The organism is Kineococcus rubinsiae, from assembly GCF_011839805.1.
Lineage (GTDB): Bacteria > Actinomycetota > Actinomycetes > Actinomycetales > Kineococcaceae > Kineococcus > Kineococcus rubinsiae.
This window is the reverse complement of record NZ_VWPY01000011.1, coordinates 1-17,509: the sequence shown is the minus strand read 5'-3', so window position 1 is coordinate 17,509 and position 17,509 is coordinate 1. Positions and strand designations below refer to the sequence as shown.

Here is a 17,509-nt window from a genome sequence, read left to right as displayed (position 1 = left end):
GGCGGCGTCCCGGCGGGGTCGTACCTCAGAGGGGGCGGCCGTCCAGGCCCAGGTGACCGCGCAGGGTCGTCGAGGTGTACTCGCTGCGGAACCGCCCGCGCTCGCGCAGCAGCGGCACGACCCGGTCGACGAAGTCGTCGAGCCCGCCGGGGTTGATGTGCGGGGTGAGGACGAAGCCGTCGCAGGCGTCCGCGTCGAGGAAGGAGATCATCTCCTCCGCCACGGCCTCGGGGGTGCCGACGAAGCTCTGGTGGCTGGACATCTCGGCCGCCGTCTCCCGCAGCGTGAGCCCGCGGCTGCGGGACAGCTCCCGCCACTGCGCGCTCACCGCGGCGCGGTCGATGCGCCGCGACGCCGCCCGGCCCTGCGACAGCAGCTCGCCCTCGACGGGCTCGACGTCCGGCAGCGGACCGTCCGGGTCGAGGTCGGACAGGTCCCGGTTCCAGACCTGCTCCGCGAAGGCGATCGCGTTGGCGGGCGTGACCTGCTGGAAGCGGATGTGCTGCGCGCGCTCGGCGGCCTCGGCCGCGGTGTCCCCGAGGACCCAGGACACCGCGGGCAGCACCTTGACGTCGTCGCCGCGGCGCCCGGAGCTCACGGCCCGGCCGCGGATGTCGGCGACGAAGGCCTGCCCGGCCTCCCGCGTGCTGTGCCGGCTGAAGATGACGTCGGCCGTGGAGGCCGCGAACGTCCGGCCCTCCTCGGAGTCGCCGGCCTGGATGATCACGGGGCGGCCCTGCGGGCTCGGGGGCAGGGTCGCCCGGGCCCGGACGTCGAACTGCGGGCCGGTGTGCACGACCTCGCGCACGGCCTCCTCGCGCAGGAACGCCCCGCTCGCCCGGTCGCCGAGCACGGCGCCCTCGCCCCAGGAGCCCCAGAGCTCCTTGGCCAGCTCCGCGAACTCCGCGGCCCGCGTGTACCGCTCGTCGTGGGCGAGGTAGCCGCCGCGGCGGAAGTTCTCGCCCGTGAAGGCGTCGGAGGAGGTGACGATGTTCCAGCCCGCGCGCCCGCCGCTGAGCAGGTCGAGCGTGGCGAAGCGCCGCGCCAGCTCGTACGGCTCGTTGAACGTGGTGTTCACCGTCGCGGCGAGCCCGAGGCGCTCCGTGACGGCCGCCAGCGCGCTCAGGACGGCGATGGACTCCGGCCGCCCGACGACGTCGAGGTCGTGGATGAGGCCCTTCTGCTCGCGCAGCCGCAGGCCCTCGGCGAGGAAGAAGAAGTCGAACGTGCCGCGCTCGGCCGTGCGGGCCATGTGCTCGAAGGAGGAGAACGCGACCTGGCTGCCGGCCGCAGGGTCCGCCCAGACGGTCGTGTGGTTCACGCCCTGCAGGAAGGCCGCGAGGTGCAGCTGACGGGGCCCGCTCACGCCGGCACCTCCGCACGGGCGTAGCGGCTGGCCGGCCGCGGCAGGCCGAGGCGGCTGCGCAGGGTCGAACCGGGCGGGGTGGAGCCGGGTGGGGCGTCGGTGAGCAGTCCGGCGGCGGCCAGGCGCGGCGCGAGGTCGCGCGCGATGCGGGGGAGGTCGTCGGCGAGCACGGCCGGGCGCAGCTCGACGCCGTCGAGCCAGCCGCCTGCGGTCGTCGACGTGCGCACCAGCTCCGCGGCGAGGGCCTCGGCCGTCCCGACGAACACCGGGGCGTCGTCGGTGCCGAGCGCGTCGAGCTCCTGCGCCCGGCGGCGCGCGTGGTCGTCGTCGTCGCCCAGGACGACGCGCAGGCTCGCGAGCACCCGCAGCTCGCGGCCCTCCGCGCCGGCGCGGACGAGGCGGGCGGGATCCTGCGTCCCCGCCAGGTCGCTGCCGCCGAGCAGCACCAGGTCGGCGCGCAGCGCGGAAGCCCGCCACCGCGCGGACCCCGGGCGCTCGCCGGCGGGCAGGCGCACGGCGACGACCGGGCGGCCCTGCGGCGTCCGGGGGACGATCGAGGGCCCGCGGACGGTGAACGCGCCCGTGAGCCCGTCCGGTGCGGGGTCACCCGTGCGCACGGGCGCGTCGACGTAGTGCAGGCGCTCGCGGTCCACGAAGCGGCTGGTGGCGACGTCGCGGACCTCGGCGTCGTCCTCCCAGCTGTCCCAGAGCCGGGCCACAGCCTCGACGACGTCCTCCGCCTGGCCCCAGACGACGTCGGCCGGTGCGGGCGCGCGCCGTCCGATGGCCGCGGCGGAGGCGGCGTCGGTGGAGACGTCGACGACGACGCCGGCACGGCCCTCGCTGACGAGGTCGAGGGTGGCCGTGGCGGTGGAGACGTGGAAGGGCTCGGTGTGCGTGAGCGTCACGGTGGGCAGCAGGCCGATCCGCGACGTCTGCGGCCCGAGCCAGCAGGCCGTGGCCAGCGCGTCGAGGCGTCCGCGGACGCGCCCGGGCTCGTCGGGTTGGAGCGCGAGGGCGTCGTCAAGGGTGGCGAAGACCAGACCCGCGCTCTCGGCGAGCACGGCGGCGTCGCGCGCGGGGCGCCCGTCGAAGGCGGTCAGGTCGGAGGCGGCCGCCAGGCGCCAGGCGCCGGGGGCGTCACCGGCCCCGTCCAGGGACGTGCCGACGGCGTACGGGGGGGTGCTCATGGGTCTCCTCGGGCTCCGCGCGGGCTGGGCGGCACGGCACCGCGGGGCCTGACCCGGCCACGGGGGCCGGAGGGGTCAGGGGCGCAGCCGTGGCCGGGACGAGCCCGGACACGAGGAGGAGCCGACCCGGCACAGGTCGATGTGCTCGCGACGCACCAGTCGCAGGCTCGTGCGGTCCACCCCCCGAGCCTAGGCCACGGGTCCGCGGAAACCGCTGGGGCGGTGGCGTCCGCCGCACCATGATGATCGCGTGGACCAGCAGCAGCAGGAGTTCGTCGCGACGTTCCGGAGCTTCCTCGAGGAGGTCGTGCAGAGCGCGCGGGCCGAGTCGGTGGACGGCGAGCCGTCGGTCGCGGACGTCGTCGCGGAGCACCTCGGCGCGCCCGTCAAGCAGCTGCCCGTGGTGCGCGAGGACGTCGCGGAGCACCAGTTCGTCGACGCCGACGTGGCGCTGGCCGCCCTCGCGGAGGCCGGCGGCGGCGAGCGGGTCCTCGGGGTGGGCGGCGGGGACCAGCGCCACCACTCCAGCTTCGGCGACCTGCTGGGCAACACCTACGGCCGGTTCTCCACGGCGGCCGTGGACCACGTGAACCTGCCCACCGGGCCGGACAGCGACCGCCGCGCGGTCGCCTTCGGCGTGCGGCTGCTGCGCTTCGAGGGCGTGCCCGTCGCGGTGCTCCAGCGCTCCGCACAGCGCCAGTACGGCCGCGAGCCCGGCCTGGAGGTCGTCGCCGCCGACCCGGACGTCGTGCCGCGCCTGCTCGAGGAGGTGCGCCGGCTGATGGTCGAGCGCAGCGTCCTGCGCGGGCAGGTCGTCTCGTTCGGGGGCTCGCCCTACGACCCGGCCAGCGGGGGCATCACGTTCCTGCGCCGCCCGGACGTCGCGGCCGCGGACGTCGTCCTGCCGCCCGGTGCGCTGGAGCGGATCGCCCGCCACGTCGTGGGGGTCGGCGCGCAGCGCGAGCGGCTCACCGCGGCCGGGCAGCACCTCAAGCGCGGGGTGCTCCTGTACGGCCCGCCCGGCACCGGCAAGACGCTGACCGTGCGGCACCTGCTGTCCCGCTCGCCCGGCACGACGTCGATCCTGCTGTCGGGCAGCGCGCTGCGCTTCGTCACGCTGGCCGCCCAGCTGGCGCGGGCGATGCAGCCCGCGCTGATCGTCCTGGAGGACTGCGACCTGGTGGCCGAGGACCGCAGCATGCACACGGGCGACCAGCCGCTGCTGTTCGAGCTGCTCGACGCCATGGACGGGCTCGACGGGGACGCGGACGTCGCGTTCCTGCTCACCACCAACCGCGCCGACCGGCTGGAGGAGGCGCTCGCCCAGCGGCCCGGCCGCGTCGACCTGGCGGTGGAGGTGCCGCTGCCCGACGAGCGCGCGCGCCGGCACCTGCTCGCGCTCTACGCGCGGGAGCTGCCGCTCTCGCCCGCCGCGCTGGAGGACGCGGCCGTGCGCAGCGCGGGCGTCACGGCGTCCTTCACCAAGGAGCTGCTGCGGCGCGCGGTGCTGCTCGCGGCCACCGACGACCGCGAGGTCGCCGACGCCGACCTCGCGGCGGCCCTGGACGAGCTGCTCTCCGACGCGGAGTCGCTGACCCGCAGCCTGCTGGGCAGCGGGGGGACCAGCGTCGAGGTCGGGGACGACGGCGACGAGGGGGACGACGGGGTCGGCTGAGGGGCGCCCAGCGGGTCAGGGGGCGGCGGCCGCCGTCGTCCAGAGCTCCACGCGCATCTGGCCGCAGTCGGTGGTGGCGACCTGCGCCCGGCCCGTCTGCACGGCCCGCAGCGAGTCGGGGAAGACGACGGGCCACGGGTCGCGGAGCCGGACGCCGACGAGCCAGACGCGGTCCCACCCCGCGAGGGCGGCAGCCCGCTGCCCCGTCGGCAGGTCGTCCCCGCCGATGGAGACGCTGCGCGCCGGGTCCGTGGCCAGCAGCACGTCGGTCACGGGGACGCCCGCGGGCAGGTAGTAGCGCAGCATCGGGCGGGTCGTGTTGCCCAGCAGCACGACCGCGTCGCCGGGCCGCGCGCCCGCGGCGACGGCACCGGTCGCGCACGGCATGTCGTCGGCGACGTAGGGCAGCCGCCGCTCGGCGAGCAGGTGCGGGACCTGTCCGGCCACCGTCAGCGCCACCACGCCGGCTGTCAGCGCGACGGCGGCGCGGGGCGCGCGCAGCGCCCGGGTCAGCCACCGCCGCAGGCGGGGGGCGCCCAGGCCCGCGAGGACGGCGAGCCCCGGGGCGGCCGCGGTCGTGTAGCGGGCCTCGAAGAGCTGCCCGGCGGCCGCCGAGGCCACGACGCCCGCGACGGGGGCGAGGGCCCACACGAGCACCAGGGCGAGCGTCGCGGGCTGCCGGCGCAGCTGCGCCAGGCCCGCCACGACGAGCACGAGCAGCCCCGCGAGCGCGGGGCGGCTGCCGGCGTAGGACGTCCAGAGCGCGACCGTCTGCGCCAGCAGCGGGAAGTCGGGGCCGATCCGGCCCGGTGCCTGCGAGAGCCCCACCGCGACCATCGCCACCGTGACGACCGCGGCGGGCAGCGCGCCGACGAGGACGCGCCGCCGCGAGCGGCGCCCGGGGGCGACGAGCGCGACGGCGAGCAGGGCGGCCACCGCGGGCGCCCCGCTGAGCACGTGCAGCGCCGCAGCCACCGTCGCCGCGGCCGACCAGAGCAGCGTCCAGCGGGCGCGCGGGTCCTCGCGGTCGCGCAGCAGCCCCCAGGCGGTCGCGGCGACGGCGGCCGTGATGACGGGGTAGGGGCGCGCCTCCTGGCTGTGGTCGACGACCACGGGCGCGAGGACGGCCAGCACCCCGGCCACCGCACCGGCCGCCGGCCCCGCGAGGCGGCGGGCCACCAGGGCCGCGAGGACGGCCACGAGGACGGTGGCCGCCACGCCGGGCAGCCGGAGCCACAGCGCCGACTGCGAGACCTGCACCCACGGGTGCTCGACGGCGTACCAGAGGCCCATCCCGGCGTCGGTGACGCGGAGCCCACCGAGCATCACGTCGTAGTCGCGGACCGCCGTCGACAGCGTGTAGAACTCGTCGCGCCACAGCGGCTTCGCGGTCAGGCGCCAGAGCGACGTCACCACGGCGACGGCGACCGGCAGCGCCCACCACCACGACCGCGCGACGGTCCGCCCCCGGCCGGGGCGGGTGGTGGGCGGCACCGGCGCCCGGCCCGTGTCCCGGTCCGTGCCCGTGCCCGTGCTCAGCGCTGGTCCTCGGCGGTCGTCACGGCCGCCAGGCTGGCACGACCCGGCGGCCGGGGCGCGCGGGCGCGCTCGTGGGGGCCGGCCTGGCTGGGCGGGGCGTCAGTCCTGCGGCTCGAGGGTCGTCGACCAGAGCGCGGCACCCACGACGTCGCGCAGGGTCACGGTGAGGGACCCGCCCTCCTCGATCTCGACCTCGCCGAAGTACTGCGAGCCCTCCAGCGGCGACGTGTTCTGCCGCGGCGGGACGCCCTGGAAGCGCACCTCGGGACCGAAGGTGGCGTCCAGCGCGCTCGGCCCGAACGACCCCGCGTGCAGGGGGCCCGAGACGAACTCCCAGAACGGGTCGAACTCCGTGAAGGCGGCGTGCGCCGGGTCGTAGTGGTGCGCCGCGGTGTAGTGGACGTCGGCCGTGAGCCACACGTGGTTGCGCACGCCGCGACGCTTCAGCTCCCGCAGGATCCAGGCGATCTGGCGCTCGCGGCCCAGCGGGACGCCCGGGTCGCCCTGCGCCACGGCCTCGATGCCGTCGGTACCGGTCGCGGAGTCCGGCACGACCAGGCCCAGCGGCATGTCGGCCTGCACGACCTTCCAGGTCGCCCGCGACGCGGCCATCGCCTCGACGAGCCAGCGCGCCTGCTCGGCGCCGAGGATCCCGCCCTCGGGGCCGACCCCGCCGGGGACGGCCCCGTCGGCGTTGGAGTCGCGGTAGGAGCGCATGTCCAGGACGAACACGTCGAGCAGCGCGCCGTGGTGGAAGGACCGGTACACGCGGTCGTCGCGGCGCGAGGAGATCGGCACGTGCTCGCGCCAGGCCTGCTCACCCCGGCCGCGCAGGACGTCGATGCTCTTCTCGGTGTACTTCGGGTCCTCGATGATCTGGTGGGGGTACCAGTTGTTGTGGACCTCGTGGTCGTCCCACTGGTTCACCTGGGAGGTGCGGGCGAAGAACTCCTTCAGCCCGTCGTCCTCGAGGTTGTACTGGAACGCGCCCCGGAAGTCGTCGAGGGTCTGCGCGACGTGGGACTTCGCCTCGGTCACGACGTTGCGGTACGTCCGGCCGTCGGGCAGCAGCACGTCGCCCGTGATGGGACCGTCGGCGTAGATCGTGTCGCCGGAGTGCAGGAAGAAGTCGGGCTCGCGCGCCGTCATGGCGCGGTAGATGGGGAAGCCGCCGAGGTCGGGGTTGCGGCCCCAGCCCTGGCCGGCCTGGTCGCCGCTCCAGAGGAAGCGCACCCCCTGGCGCTGCCGGCGGCCCGGCGCCGTGCGCAGGGAGCCCTCCAGGGAGGCGCCGTCCGGCCGGTGCGCGTCCGGGTCCCCGAGCACCACGCGGTAGTCCACGTCGGAGCCCTGCGGCAGCCCGGTGAGCTCGACCCGGCCCGTGAAGTCGCTCGCGGCGGTGAGGACCGGCCCGCGCACGGTGCGGCAGGAGCGCCGGAAGTCGCCGGTGGGCGAGACCTGGACGAACATCCGCGCCGGGCGGTCGGCCCGCGTCCACACCACGGCCCGCGAGGACGTCACGTCCCCGGACTGCACGCCGTGGGTCAGCTGCGGCGCGTGGCGGCGCAGCAGAGCGGGGGACGCCGACGCGGTCGAGGCGGGCAGCAGCAGCCCCGCCCCGGCCAGGGCGAAGGCGCCGCCGCCCCGCAGCAGGGAGCGGCGGGGCAGGCGGGAGCCGTCGGGGGAGGGGAGCGGCAGGGCAGTGGGCACGAGGACCTCCGTGGTGGGCGTGCCGCCACCCTCGCGGGCCCCGAGGGGTCCTGGGTGACGGGCACGCCAACCGCGGGTGAAGCTCCTGCTCCCGGGCGGGGTGGTCTCAGCCGCGCAGCGCGGGGACGACCTCCCGCTCGAACAGCTCGATGCCGCTGGTGTCGGTGGCGGCCTCGGGGAAGTACACGATCGGGTAGGTCATGCCGGCGTCGACGACGGGCCTGAGGGCCTCGACGATCTGCTCCGGCGTCCCGACCCCGGGCACGCCCGGCGCGAAGTTCGCCATCTCCCGCTCGACGGCCTCGGGGGAGACGTGCTTATCGAGCTGGGCGCGGCGGAACGCGATGCGCTCGGCCACCTCCTTCTCGTCCCGGCCGATGGCGATGTTGTAGTTCGCCGAGCGCGTGATCGAGGACAGGTCGCGGCCGAACTCCTGCAGGTGCCCGGCGAGGACCTCGGACTTGTGGGTGAACGTCTCGAGGTCACCCGCGAAGTTCGTGTACTGCGCGTACTTCGCGGCGTAGCGCAGGGTCTTCTTCTCCCCGCCGCCGGCGATCCACAGCGGGATCCCGCCGTCCTGCAGGGGCAGCGGACGGCTGATGGCGCCGTCGGTCTGGTAGTGCTCGCCCGCGAACGTCGAGGTCCCGTCCTTCCAGAGCTGCGCCATGATCTGCACGCCCTCCTCGAGCATGGCCAGGCGCACGCCGGCCCCGGGGAACCCGTAGCCGTAGGCGCGCCACTCGTGCTCGTACCAGCCGGCCCCGATGCCCATCTCGACGCGGCCGCCGGAGACGACGTCGATCGTCGCGGCGACCTTCGCGAGGTAGGCGGGGTTGCGGTACGCCATGCAGGTGCACATCTGGCCGAGGCGCACGCGCCGCGTCGAGGCGGCGAAGGCGGCCATCAGCGTCCACGCCTCGTGCGTGGGCTGGTCGGAGGGCTCGGGGACGGTGTGGAAGTGGTCGTAGACCCAGAGGGACTCCCAGACGTCCGAGGTGTCGGCGTGCTGGGCGATCGAGTTCATGGCCGCCCACTGCTGGGCGGGGTCGATGCCGGAGAGGTCCTGCCGCCAGCCCTGGGGCACGAACAGGCCGAACCGCAACGATGCGTTCTCAGTCATGTGATGACTCTAGGGGTCCTGCGGCAACGACCGGGAGAGCGCTCCCGTGCGGGTCGCGCCGCCCGGCCGGCCGGGTCAGCGCTTCGCGGCCGCCTGCGCCGCCAGCGACGCGGCCCCGATGATGCCGGCGTCGTTGAGCAGGTGGGCCGGGACGATGGGGGTGCGCAGGTCGAGCAGGGGCAGGAACTTCTCGTGCTTCTTGCTGACCCCGCCGCCGACGACGATGAGGTCCGGCCACAGCAGGTCCTCGAGGTGGGAGTAGTAGCGCTGCAGGCGCTTCGCCCACTGCGACCACGACAGGTCGTGGCGCTCGCGGGCGGAGTCCGCGGCCTTCTTCTCCGCGTCGTGCCCACCGATCTCGAGGTGGCCGAGCTCGGTGTTCGGCACGAGGCGGCCGTCGACGATGAGCGCGCTGCCGATGCCCGTGCCGAGCGTCGTGACCAGCACGACGCCGTGGATGCCCTTGGCCGCGCCGAAGGTGACCTCCGCGAAGCCGGCCGCGTCGGCGTCGTTGACGACGATCACGGGGCGGCCGAGCGCGTCGGAGAACAGGCTCTCGGCGTCGGTGCCGATCCAGCTCTCGTCGACGTTCGCGGCGCTGCGGGCGATGCCGTGCTGGATGACCGCGGGGAACGTGATGCCGATCGGCTCGTCGCCCTGCAGGTGCTCGCCGAGCTGCTCGACGACCTGCGCCACCACGGGCGCGATCGCGGACGGCGTCGCGGGCTGCGGGGTCTCGATGCGCACGCGCTCCGCCGCGAAGGTGCCGGCCGCGAGGTCGACGGGCGCGCCCTTGATGCCGGAGCCGCCGATGTCGATGCCCAGGCCCAGCTTCGGCCTGGCCGTGCTCGTGCGGCGGCGCGACGGGCTCGCCGGGCGGGCCGTCCCCGTCGCGGGGCTGCTCGTCGCCGGCGCGCCGGCGTCCTGCGGGGTCTCGCTGCTGGTCTCGGTCACGAGGGCAGAGCGTAGGGGGACGCGCCCCGGCCCGCCCGGCCCCCGCCCCGATCCGTCCAGGCCCGATCCGACCAGCCCTCGTCAGCGCGGGCCCGATCAGCGCGGCTCAGCTGCGGGTGTCCTTGGGCAGGACGATCCACAGGACGGCGTAGACGAGGACCTGCGGGCCAGGCAGCAGGCACGAGAGGACGAAGAGCAGGCGCACGACGTTGCTGGAGACGCCGAAGCGGCGCGCCAGGCCGGCGCAGACGCCGGCGATGACCTTGCCGTGCTGGGGGCGGGACAGGGTGGTGTTCACGTGGGTGCGCTCCTCGTGCTCGAAGGGGTGGTGGCCGTTCGCCGGGCCCAACGCGCACGCGGGCCCCGGCGTGCCCCGCGGGCGGACGGGCTCAGGGCAGGGTCAGGACCTCGGCGCCGGTCTCGGTGACCACGAGCGTGTGCTCGAACTGCGCGGTCCGGCGGCGGTCCTTCGTCAGCACCGTCCAGCCGTCGTCCCACATGTCCCACTCGTGGGTGCCGAGGGTGAGCATCGGCTCGATCGTGAAGACCATGCCGGGCTCCATGACGGTGTCGTGCGCGGGCGCCGCGTCGAAGTGCGGCACGACCAGGCCCGAGTGGAACGCCGGCCCGACCCCGTGACCGGTGAAGTCGCGCACGACGCCGTAGCCGAAGCGCTTGGCGTAGGCCTCGATGACCCGCCCGACCACGTTGAGCGCCCGGCCCGGGGCGACCGCCCGGATGCCCCGGCGGGTGGCCTCCTCGGTGCGCTCGACGAGCAGCCGCGACTCCTCGTCGACGTCGCCGCACGTGAAGGTGGCGTTGGTGTCGCCGTGCATGCCGTCGAGGTAGGCCGTGATGTCGACGTTGACGATGTCGCCGTCGCGCAGCACGGTCGAGTCGGGGATGCCGTGGCAGATGACCTCGTTGAGGCTGGTGCACAGCGCCTTCGGGAACCCGCGGTAGCCCAGCGTCGAGGGGTAGGCGCCGTGGTCGCAGAGGAACTCGTGGCCGATCCGGTCCAGCTCGTCGGTGGTCGTGCCCGGGACGACGTGGCGGCCGACCTCCTGCAGCGCCTGCGCGGCGAGCCGGCTCGAGGTGCGGATGCGCTCGACGCCCTCGGGGTCGATGACGTTCGACCCGCGGTAGGGCGCCGGGGAGGGCCGGTCGACGTACTCGGGGCGGGCGATCGAGGCCGGGACGGACCGTCGCGGGCTGACCGTCCCGGGGACGAGCGGGGTGGCGGAGGACGTGCCCGGAGTCATCCCGCGAGTCTAGGTCGGGCGGTCCGGGACGGGTCGTGGCCGGCTCCCGTGCGGGGGGTCGCGTGCGCCGGGCGGGGGGTGCGAGCAGGATGAGGTCATGAGCGAGGCGAGCTTCTTCTACAACGTGCGCACCGGAGCGGTGGAGGAGGTCGACAAGCGCGACAAGGCGCAGGACCTCATGGGCCCGTACCCGACCCGCGAGGCCGCGCAGCACGCGCTGGAGACCGCGCGCGACCGCACGGAGGCGTGGGACCGGCAGGACGCCGAGGACGACTGAGGGGGCGGGCGCCGGGGCGGGGCCTCCGACCGGCGCCCGACGCGGGAGTCCTCCGAGGGGGGGATGCCACCGGCCGCAGCCGTGCGCTGGAATCGGAGGCGACCGCCACGGGCCGACCTAGGATGGGTCGCCACGTGCGGGAGCCGAGGACGAGGGGAACCACCTGATGGCGGAGTCGCTGGACCTGAACAAGCCGTTGACCCCGCCGGTCGCGGCGGCGCCCGCGGCCGCGGACCTGCAGCTGACGCCCCCCGCGCCCGTGCCGGTGGTCGCCGACGAGCAGGCCGAGGGCATGATCCCGCTGGACGAGGCCACGCGCGTCGAGCTGAACCGCAAGGCGCAGGCGTTCGTCGCCGACCTCGCGGCGCAGGACCCGCGCAGCCCGGCCTTCCAGAAGAAGGTCGACGACATCACGCGCATGGGGGAGCAGGAGGTCCGCTCCTCCGCGCAGGTCTCCAACCGCATGCTCGAGCGGCCCGCGTCCTCCCTGGCCGGCGCCAAGGGGCAGAAGGCCACCGGCCCCGGTGCCGACGCGCAGGTGAAGGTCGCGAACACGCTGCTGGAGCTGCGCCAGACGGTCACCGACCTCGACCCGGGCCGCGCCGACCTCAAGGGCGCGAAGAAGATCCTGGGCGTCATCCCCTTCGGCAACAAGATCCAGCGCTACTTCGAGCGCTACGCCGACGCGCAGTCGCAGCTCGACGCCATCATCAAGGCGCTCGCCTCGGGGCAGGACGAGCTGCGCAAGGACAACGCGTCCATCGAGCAGGAGAAGCAGAACCTCTGGACGACGATGGGCAAGCTGACCGAGTACGCGACGCTGGCCAAGGCGCTGGACGCCGCCACCGTCGCGAAGGTCGACGAGCTGCGCGGGGCGAACCCGCAGGCCGCGGACGCGCTGACGTCCGACGCGCTGTTCCCGATCCGCCAGCGCCACCAGGACCTGCTCACCCAGCTCGCGGTGAGCGTCCAGGGCTACCTGGCGCTCGATCTCGTGCGCAAGAACAACATCGAGCTCATCAAGGGCGTCGACCGGGCGCAGACGACGACGGTCGCCGCGCTGCGCACGGCGGTCATCGTCGCGCAGGCGCTGGCCAACCAGAAGCTCGTGCTCGACCAGATCAACGCCCTGAACTCCACGACGAACCAGATGATCCTGTCGACGTCGGAGATGCTCAAGCAGCAGACGAGCCAGATCCACCAGCAGGCGTCGACGGCCACGGTGGACGTCGCGACGCTGCAGAAGGCCTTCGACAACGTGTTCGCGACGATGGACGCGATCGACACGTTCAAGCAGCAGGCCGTCGTCAGCATGGCCACGACCGTGGACGCCCTCGAGGGTCAGGTGCACCGCTCGCGCTCCTACCTGGAGCGGGCGCGCAACGGTGAGCAGGGCGGCGGGCCGGCGCTGCCCGGTCCCGCGAGGTGAGCACGCCCGTGAGCGACCGCGCGCCCCGCAGCCTGCGCCGCGCCGCCCCGGGCGAGCTCCCCGCGCGCCGGAGCTCGCGCACCCGCGTGGTCGCGGCGCACGCCCCGGCCGAGGTCGTCAGCCGACGGCTGCGCAGCCCGGTGTGGCGGGCCAGGAACTCCTGGTGGCTGGCCATCCCGGCCGTCGGGCTGCCGTGGCTGTCGTTCCTGTACATGGGGATCACCGCCCGCCGCCCCGCCTGGGTGCTGGCGGCCGTCACCTACTTCGTCGCCGCCGGCGGCTCTCTCGCGCTGCTGCTGTCGTACAGCTGGAGCCTGAACGTGCTCGCCGTGCTGCTCGCGTTCGCGACCTGGGGAACAGGACTGGTGCACTCCGTCGTGTCGAACTCCGCCTGGCTGAGGTTCAAGGCCGCCCTCACGGGGGAGCCGGTCCTCGAGGCCGCCCCCGCCGCCCCGCCCGTCGAGGCGGCGCCCGCCGACCCGGTCGCGGCCATGCAGCACGAGCTGCGCACCGTGGTGCAGACGGTGAACCGCGCGGGCGGCAAGCTGCCCGACGGCGCCGTGCCGACCGTGCGCGAGATCGAGGACGTGCTGCGCCCCCTGCTCGCCCACGTCGCCAAGCGCGGCGCGGACGTCGAGGAGCTGCACAACCTCGAGGCCATCGTCACCGAGTACCTGCCCGGCGCGCTGGAGCACTACCTCGACCTGCCCGAGCGCTACGCGCTCACGCACCGGGGGCCCTCCGGCACCACGCCGGCCGAGGAGCTGCTGTCCCAGCTGCGCCTGCTGCTGGACGGCGCCCGGCAGCTGCAGCAGGCGGTCTACGACCACGACGCCCAGCGGCTGGCCACCCAGAGCCGCTTCCTCGACGCGAAGTTCCGGCGTTCCGACCTGGACCTCTAGGGAGTGGCGTGAGCATCGACCTGCGCAAGGACGACGACGACGGCTCCGAGCCGTCGCGCGTCGCGGGGCCCGGCACCGAGGTGTCGCGCGCCGCCGCTCCCGGTGCCGTCGCCCACGGCGCCGTCGCCCACGGTGCCCGGCGCGCCCCCCGCTCCGGCGAGGAGGACGAGAAGACCCAGATCGAGAGGTACGGCATCGACGAGCGGCGGCTGACGCCCCTCGGCCTCGAGCTGCCCGGGGTCGGGTTCGTCCCCGACGCCGCCTTCCAGGCCGTCCGCTGGGTGGGCCTCGGGACGTGGATCGTCCTGTACTCCGTCCTGCCCGGACCGCTGTGGTTCGTGGGCTTCATCGCCATGTGGATCTGGATCGGCGGCAACGCGGCGTACGCCTCCGCCACCAAGGGGCAGCGCCGCCAGCGGAAGCGGGAGATGCGGGCCCTGCGCCTGGAGGCCCAGGGGGGACCGCCGTCCGGGCTCCCCGTGCGGGCCCGGCCGGCCACGGCCCGCCGCGCCCTCTCGGTGGCCCCCGCAGCCGCGCCGGCTCCCGCCCGGGCGCCCGAGGCCGTGACCGGCGGGCCCCGCATCAGCGCCGCCGAGAAGAGCCTGCTGCGCACCGTCCGCCGCGTCGACACCTCCGACCGCTTCGAGCGCACCGACGTCGTCCTCGTCCACGAGGTCGCCGACCTCCTGGCCCCGCTGCTGGAGCACGCCGCCGAGCGCGACACCGACGCCCTCGTCCGCCACGACCTCGAGACGCTGGCCCTGGAGCACCTGCCCCGCACGGTCGACGACTTCCTCCGCCTGCCCGCGGACGTCGCGCGCACGCACGTCAACGCCGGCGGCGCCACGCCCGCCCAGGAGCTGCGCAACCAGCTGCACCTGCTGCTCGAGGGCTGCGAGGGGCTGCGCGACGCCGTCCACGACGCCGACGTCACCCGCCAGCAGGAGCAGAGCCGGTTCCTCGAGGCGAAGTTCCGCCGCAGCGACCTCGACCTCTGACCGGCAGCGACCTCCGAGGAGGACCCCGTGACGCTCGACCTGCAGCTCGTCGGCAGCACGACGCAGATGGCCGTGGTGAACCTGCGCCCCGGCCAGGTGGTCTACGCCGAGGCCGGCAAGTTCCTCTTCTCCTCCGGCGACGTCGAGATGGAGACGAAGCTCTCCGCGCCGACGGACCCGAACGGCCCGGGCGGGGCCGCCGGCGGCTTCTCCGGCCTGCTGCGCGGGGCGGCCGCAGCCGGCAAGCGGATGCTCGCGGGGGAGTCGTTCGCCTTCCAGCACTTCAGCACCAGCGGCGGGGCGGGGCTGCTCGGCCTCGCGGGCGTCCTGCCCGGGGAGATGCGCCACCTGGAGCTGGACGGCTCCACGACGTGGTTCGCCGAGAAGGACGCGTTCGTGGCCGCCGAGGCCGGCGTGCACTTCGACATCGCCTTCTCGGGCCTCGGCGCGGGCCTCATGGGCGGCGAGGGCTTCATCCTCGAGAAGTTCACGGGCCGCGGCTCGCTGCTCATCGCCGGGGCGGGCGACTTCATCGACCTGAACCCGGCCGACTTCGGCGGGGTCGTGAAGGTCGACACGGGCTGCATCGTGGCCTGGGACGACCGCATCAGCTACGGCGTCGAGCGGGTCGGGCGCCTGAACCGCCAGGGGGTCATGAGCGCCGTTCTGGGCGGGGAGGGGCTGACGCTCGCGACCCTGCGGGGCAACGGCCGGGTCATCCTGCAGTCGGTCACGATCGACGGCTTCGCCAAGGCGCTCGCCAAGAACACGTCCCGCCGGGACGACAGCGGGCCCGCCGGCCTGGGAGGGTTGTTCAGCGGCAGCCGCGACTGACGGGCACTCATCCGCGAGGGTGATCGTTGGACAGCACGCCAGCTCGCGCTGGACCGCAAGGCACGAGGCCGCGCAGGACGCGCGGCACCACGGACAGGAAACGGAGCGCACACCATGGGCGTCAGCCTCAGCAAGGGCGGCAACGTCTCCCTCACCAAGGAGGCGCCCGGCATGACCCGGGTCGTCATCGGCCTGGGCTGGGACGCGAACAGCTTCACCGGCTCGGAGTTCGACCTCGACGCGCAGGCCATCATGGTCGGCGCGAACGGCAAGGTCCCCAACGACGGGTTCTTCGTGTTCTTCAACCAGCTCAAGTCCCCGGAGGGCTCCGTGGAGCACACCGGCGACAACCGCACGGGTGAGGGCGAGGGCGACGACGAGGTCATCAACGTCGACCTGGCCGCCGTGCCGGCGGAGATCGAGAAGGTCGTCTTCACGGTCGCCATCTACGACGCGGACACCCGCAAGCAGTCCTTCGGGCAGGTCCGCAACGGCTTCATCCGCGTCGTGAACGCGGACAGCAGCGCCGAGGTCGCGCGCTACGACCTCACCGAGGACGCCTCGACCGAGACCGCCATGGTCTTCGGCGAGCTGTACCGGGCGGGCACCGACTGGAAGTTCCGCGCCGTGGGCCAGGGCTACGCCGACGGCCTGCGCGGCATCGCGACCGACTTCGGCGTCAGCGTCTGACGCTCGCCCCGGCGAGCGCCTGACGAGCAGCGCACCCTCAGCCGCCCCGCGTCCGCGCGGGGCGGCTGGTTCGCCAGGTCCGCGCAGACCTGGGAGGGTGCTGTGTCCCCGCCCGCGCCCGCGGGCACCCCGGAGTGGAAGAGCTGACGCGTGATCCTCAAGACCTACGGCTGGTCCTTCGCCATCCTGATCGTCGGGCTCGTCCTCGCGGTCATCTACGACGGACCGACCGCCCTGGGCCTCGTGGCCATCCTCTGCGTCCTGGAGATCAGCCTCTCCTTCGACAACGCGGTGGTCAACGCCACGATCCTTCGCCGCATGAACGACTTCTGGCAGAAGATCTTCCTCTCCGTCGGCGTGATCATCGCCGTCTTCGGCATGCGGCTGGTCTTCCCGCTGCTCCTGGTGAGCATCACGGCGAAGCTCGGACCCGTCGAGGCCGTCCGCCTCGCGCTGGAGAAGGGCCCCGTCGAGGAGCCCGGCAGCTACGGCTACCTGCTGAACGAGGCGCACCCGACCATCGCGGCCTTCGGCGGGATGTTCCTGCTGATGCTGTTCCTGGGCTTCATCTTCAGCGAGAGCGAGCACCACTGGCTCGGGCCGGTCGAGCGCTTCCTGGAGAAGCTCGGACGCGTCGAGGCGCTGTCCGTCATCGTCGCCGGGGTCGTGCTGTTCGTGGTCTCCGAGACCTACGCCAGCGACCACGCGCAGACGGTCCTGGCCAGCGGCCTGCTGGGCATGGTGACCTACCTGCTCGTCGACGGCCTCGGCAACCTCTTCAACGTGGACGAGGTCGAGGGTGACGACGAGGAGGGTGCGGCGCAGGACGCCGCGGCGGTCCCCGACCAGCCGCGCGGCTCGCGCGCCCCGTCCGACATCGCGCGCGTCGGCGGCAAGGCCGCGTTCTTCCTGTTCCTCTACCTCGAGGTGCTGGACGCGTCCTTCTCCTTCGACGGCGTCATCGGGGCCTTCGCCATCACCAACGACCCGATCATCATCGCGATCGGCCTCGGCGTCGGCGCCATGTTCATCCGGTCGATGACGGTGCACCTGGTCCGCGAGGGCACGCTCAGCCAGTACATCTACCTCGAGAACGGTGCCCTCTGGGCGATCGGTGCGCTGGCGGCGATCCTGCTGCTGAGCATCGAGATCGAGATCCCCGAGGTCGTCACCGGCCTCATCGGCGTGGCGTTCATCGTCGCGGCGCTGATCTCCTCCATCCTGCACAACCGGGCGCACCCCGAGGACGCGCACGTGGAGCAGAAGGCGCACGCCGAGGCACACTGACAGCGACGCCCGCGGCCGGACCGGCCGCGGGGAGGACGGAGGACGCGGGTGAGCGGGGGGAGCCACCCGGCGCAGGAGGTCCACAACTTCCTCGGCCGGCCCGGACCGCGGCGCAGCACGCGGACGCTGGCGGACCACCTGGCGCCCCGGCCGGTACCCGCGTCCCGCCCGGCACCCGCGTCCCGTCCCGCCCCCGCGTCCCGTCCGGCCCCCGCGTCCCGCCCCGCCCCGGCGTCCCGCCCCGCGAGCGCGGCGGCTGCGCGGCCGGCGCCGGTGGTC

The 17,509-nt window shown here is 74.5% G+C and carries 16 protein-coding genes; 8 read left to right on the top strand and 8 right to left on the bottom strand.

The features are described 5' to 3' along the window. Nucleotides 1-25: 25 nt before the first annotated feature. Complete coding sequence (locus F1544_RS08345) at nucleotides 26-1,366, bottom strand: NtaA/DmoA family FMN-dependent monooxygenase (protein WP_167584163.1); 1,341 nt, start codon at nucleotides 1,364-1,366, stop codon at nucleotides 26-28. After that, nucleotides 1,363-2,556 carry an LLM class flavin-dependent oxidoreductase gene (locus F1544_RS08340; RefSeq protein WP_167584160.1) on the bottom strand — a complete coding sequence of 398 codons (1,194 nt, stop codon included), beginning with the start codon at nucleotides 2,554-2,556 and terminating at the stop codon, nucleotides 1,363-1,365. The genes F1544_RS08345 and F1544_RS08340 overlap by 4 nt, the downstream gene beginning before the upstream one ends. Nucleotides 2,557-2,806: 250 nt before the next feature. Here F1544_RS08340 and F1544_RS26245 point away from each other — a divergent pair, with 250 nt between their 5' ends. After that, nucleotides 2,807-4,231 (top strand): AAA family ATPase, encoded by a 1,425-nt coding sequence (locus F1544_RS26245; protein ID WP_167584158.1) that lies wholly within the window; start codon nucleotides 2,807-2,809, stop codon nucleotides 4,229-4,231. A gap of 15 nt (nucleotides 4,232-4,246) precedes the next feature. On the opposite strand, the gene F1544_RS08330 is transcribed toward F1544_RS26245, so the two are convergent. The 6 genes from F1544_RS08330 to map all read right to left on the bottom strand — a co-directional run bounded on the left by F1544_RS08330 (nucleotide 4,247) and on the right by map (nucleotide 10,813). Further along, nucleotides 4,247-5,725, bottom strand: coding sequence for a glycosyltransferase family 39 protein (locus F1544_RS08330; RefSeq protein WP_167584156.1), 1,479 nt, complete (start codon nucleotides 5,723-5,725; stop codon nucleotides 4,247-4,249). Between the two features lie 144 nt (nucleotides 5,726-5,869). After that, nucleotides 5,870-7,477, bottom strand: coding sequence for an alkaline phosphatase D family protein (locus tag F1544_RS08325; protein ID WP_208971507.1), 1,608 nt, complete (start codon nucleotides 7,475-7,477; stop codon nucleotides 5,870-5,872). Between the two features lie 106 nt (nucleotides 7,478-7,583). Continuing rightward, on the bottom strand, nucleotides 7,584-8,579 hold the full coding sequence (locus F1544_RS08320; RefSeq protein ID WP_167584311.1) for an LLM class F420-dependent oxidoreductase: 996 nt from the start codon (nucleotides 8,577-8,579) through the stop codon (nucleotides 7,584-7,586). Nucleotides 8,580-8,672: 93 nt separating this feature from the next. Then, a complete protein-coding gene (gene ppgK / locus F1544_RS08315) occupies nucleotides 8,673-9,428 on the bottom strand; it encodes a polyphosphate--glucose phosphotransferase (protein WP_208971521.1) in 756 nt (251 codons plus the stop codon). Between the two features lie 229 nt (nucleotides 9,429-9,657). Continuing rightward, complete coding sequence (locus F1544_RS24170; RefSeq protein ID WP_167584152.1) at nucleotides 9,658-9,849, bottom strand: PspC domain-containing protein; 192 nt, start codon at nucleotides 9,847-9,849, stop codon at nucleotides 9,658-9,660. Between the two features lie 91 nt (nucleotides 9,850-9,940). Beyond that, nucleotides 9,941-10,813 carry a type I methionyl aminopeptidase gene (gene map, locus F1544_RS08305; RefSeq protein WP_167584150.1) on the bottom strand — a complete coding sequence of 291 codons (873 nt, stop codon included), beginning with the start codon at nucleotides 10,811-10,813 and terminating at the stop codon, nucleotides 9,941-9,943. 97 nt (nucleotides 10,814-10,910) lie between these two features. On the opposite strand from map, the gene F1544_RS08300 reads away from it, so the two are divergent. From F1544_RS08300 to F1544_RS08270, 7 genes are all read left to right on the top strand, one after another. Next, the gene (locus F1544_RS08300) at nucleotides 10,911-11,090 is read left to right on the top strand and encodes an SPOR domain-containing protein (RefSeq protein ID WP_167584148.1); all 180 of its coding nucleotides are present in this window, start codon (nucleotides 10,911-10,913) and stop codon (nucleotides 11,088-11,090) included. A gap of 166 nt (nucleotides 11,091-11,256) precedes the next feature. After that, entirely contained in the window at nucleotides 11,257-12,519 is a 1,263-nt protein-coding gene (locus F1544_RS08295) for a toxic anion resistance protein (protein ID WP_167584146.1), read from the top strand. Between the two features lie 8 nt (nucleotides 12,520-12,527). Beyond that, entirely contained in the window at nucleotides 12,528-13,421 is an 894-nt protein-coding gene (locus tag F1544_RS23425) for a hypothetical protein (protein ID WP_208971504.1), read from the top strand. 8 nt (nucleotides 13,422-13,429) lie between these two features. Further along, nucleotides 13,430-14,419, top strand: coding sequence for a hypothetical protein (locus tag F1544_RS08285; RefSeq protein ID WP_167584144.1), 990 nt, complete (start codon nucleotides 13,430-13,432; stop codon nucleotides 14,417-14,419). 27 nt (nucleotides 14,420-14,446) lie between these two features. Then, complete coding sequence (locus tag F1544_RS08280; protein ID WP_167584142.1) at nucleotides 14,447-15,253, top strand: AIM24 family protein; 807 nt, start codon at nucleotides 14,447-14,449, stop codon at nucleotides 15,251-15,253. A gap of 114 nt (nucleotides 15,254-15,367) precedes the next feature. Then, nucleotides 15,368-15,943 carry a TerD family protein gene (locus tag F1544_RS08275; protein WP_167584140.1) on the top strand — a complete coding sequence of 192 codons (576 nt, stop codon included), beginning with the start codon at nucleotides 15,368-15,370 and terminating at the stop codon, nucleotides 15,941-15,943. Between the two features lie 150 nt (nucleotides 15,944-16,093). After that, nucleotides 16,094-17,230, top strand: coding sequence for a DUF475 domain-containing protein (locus tag F1544_RS08270; RefSeq protein ID WP_167584138.1), 1,137 nt, complete (start codon nucleotides 16,094-16,096; stop codon nucleotides 17,228-17,230). The last annotated feature ends 279 nt before the right edge of the window (nucleotides 17,231-17,509 follow it).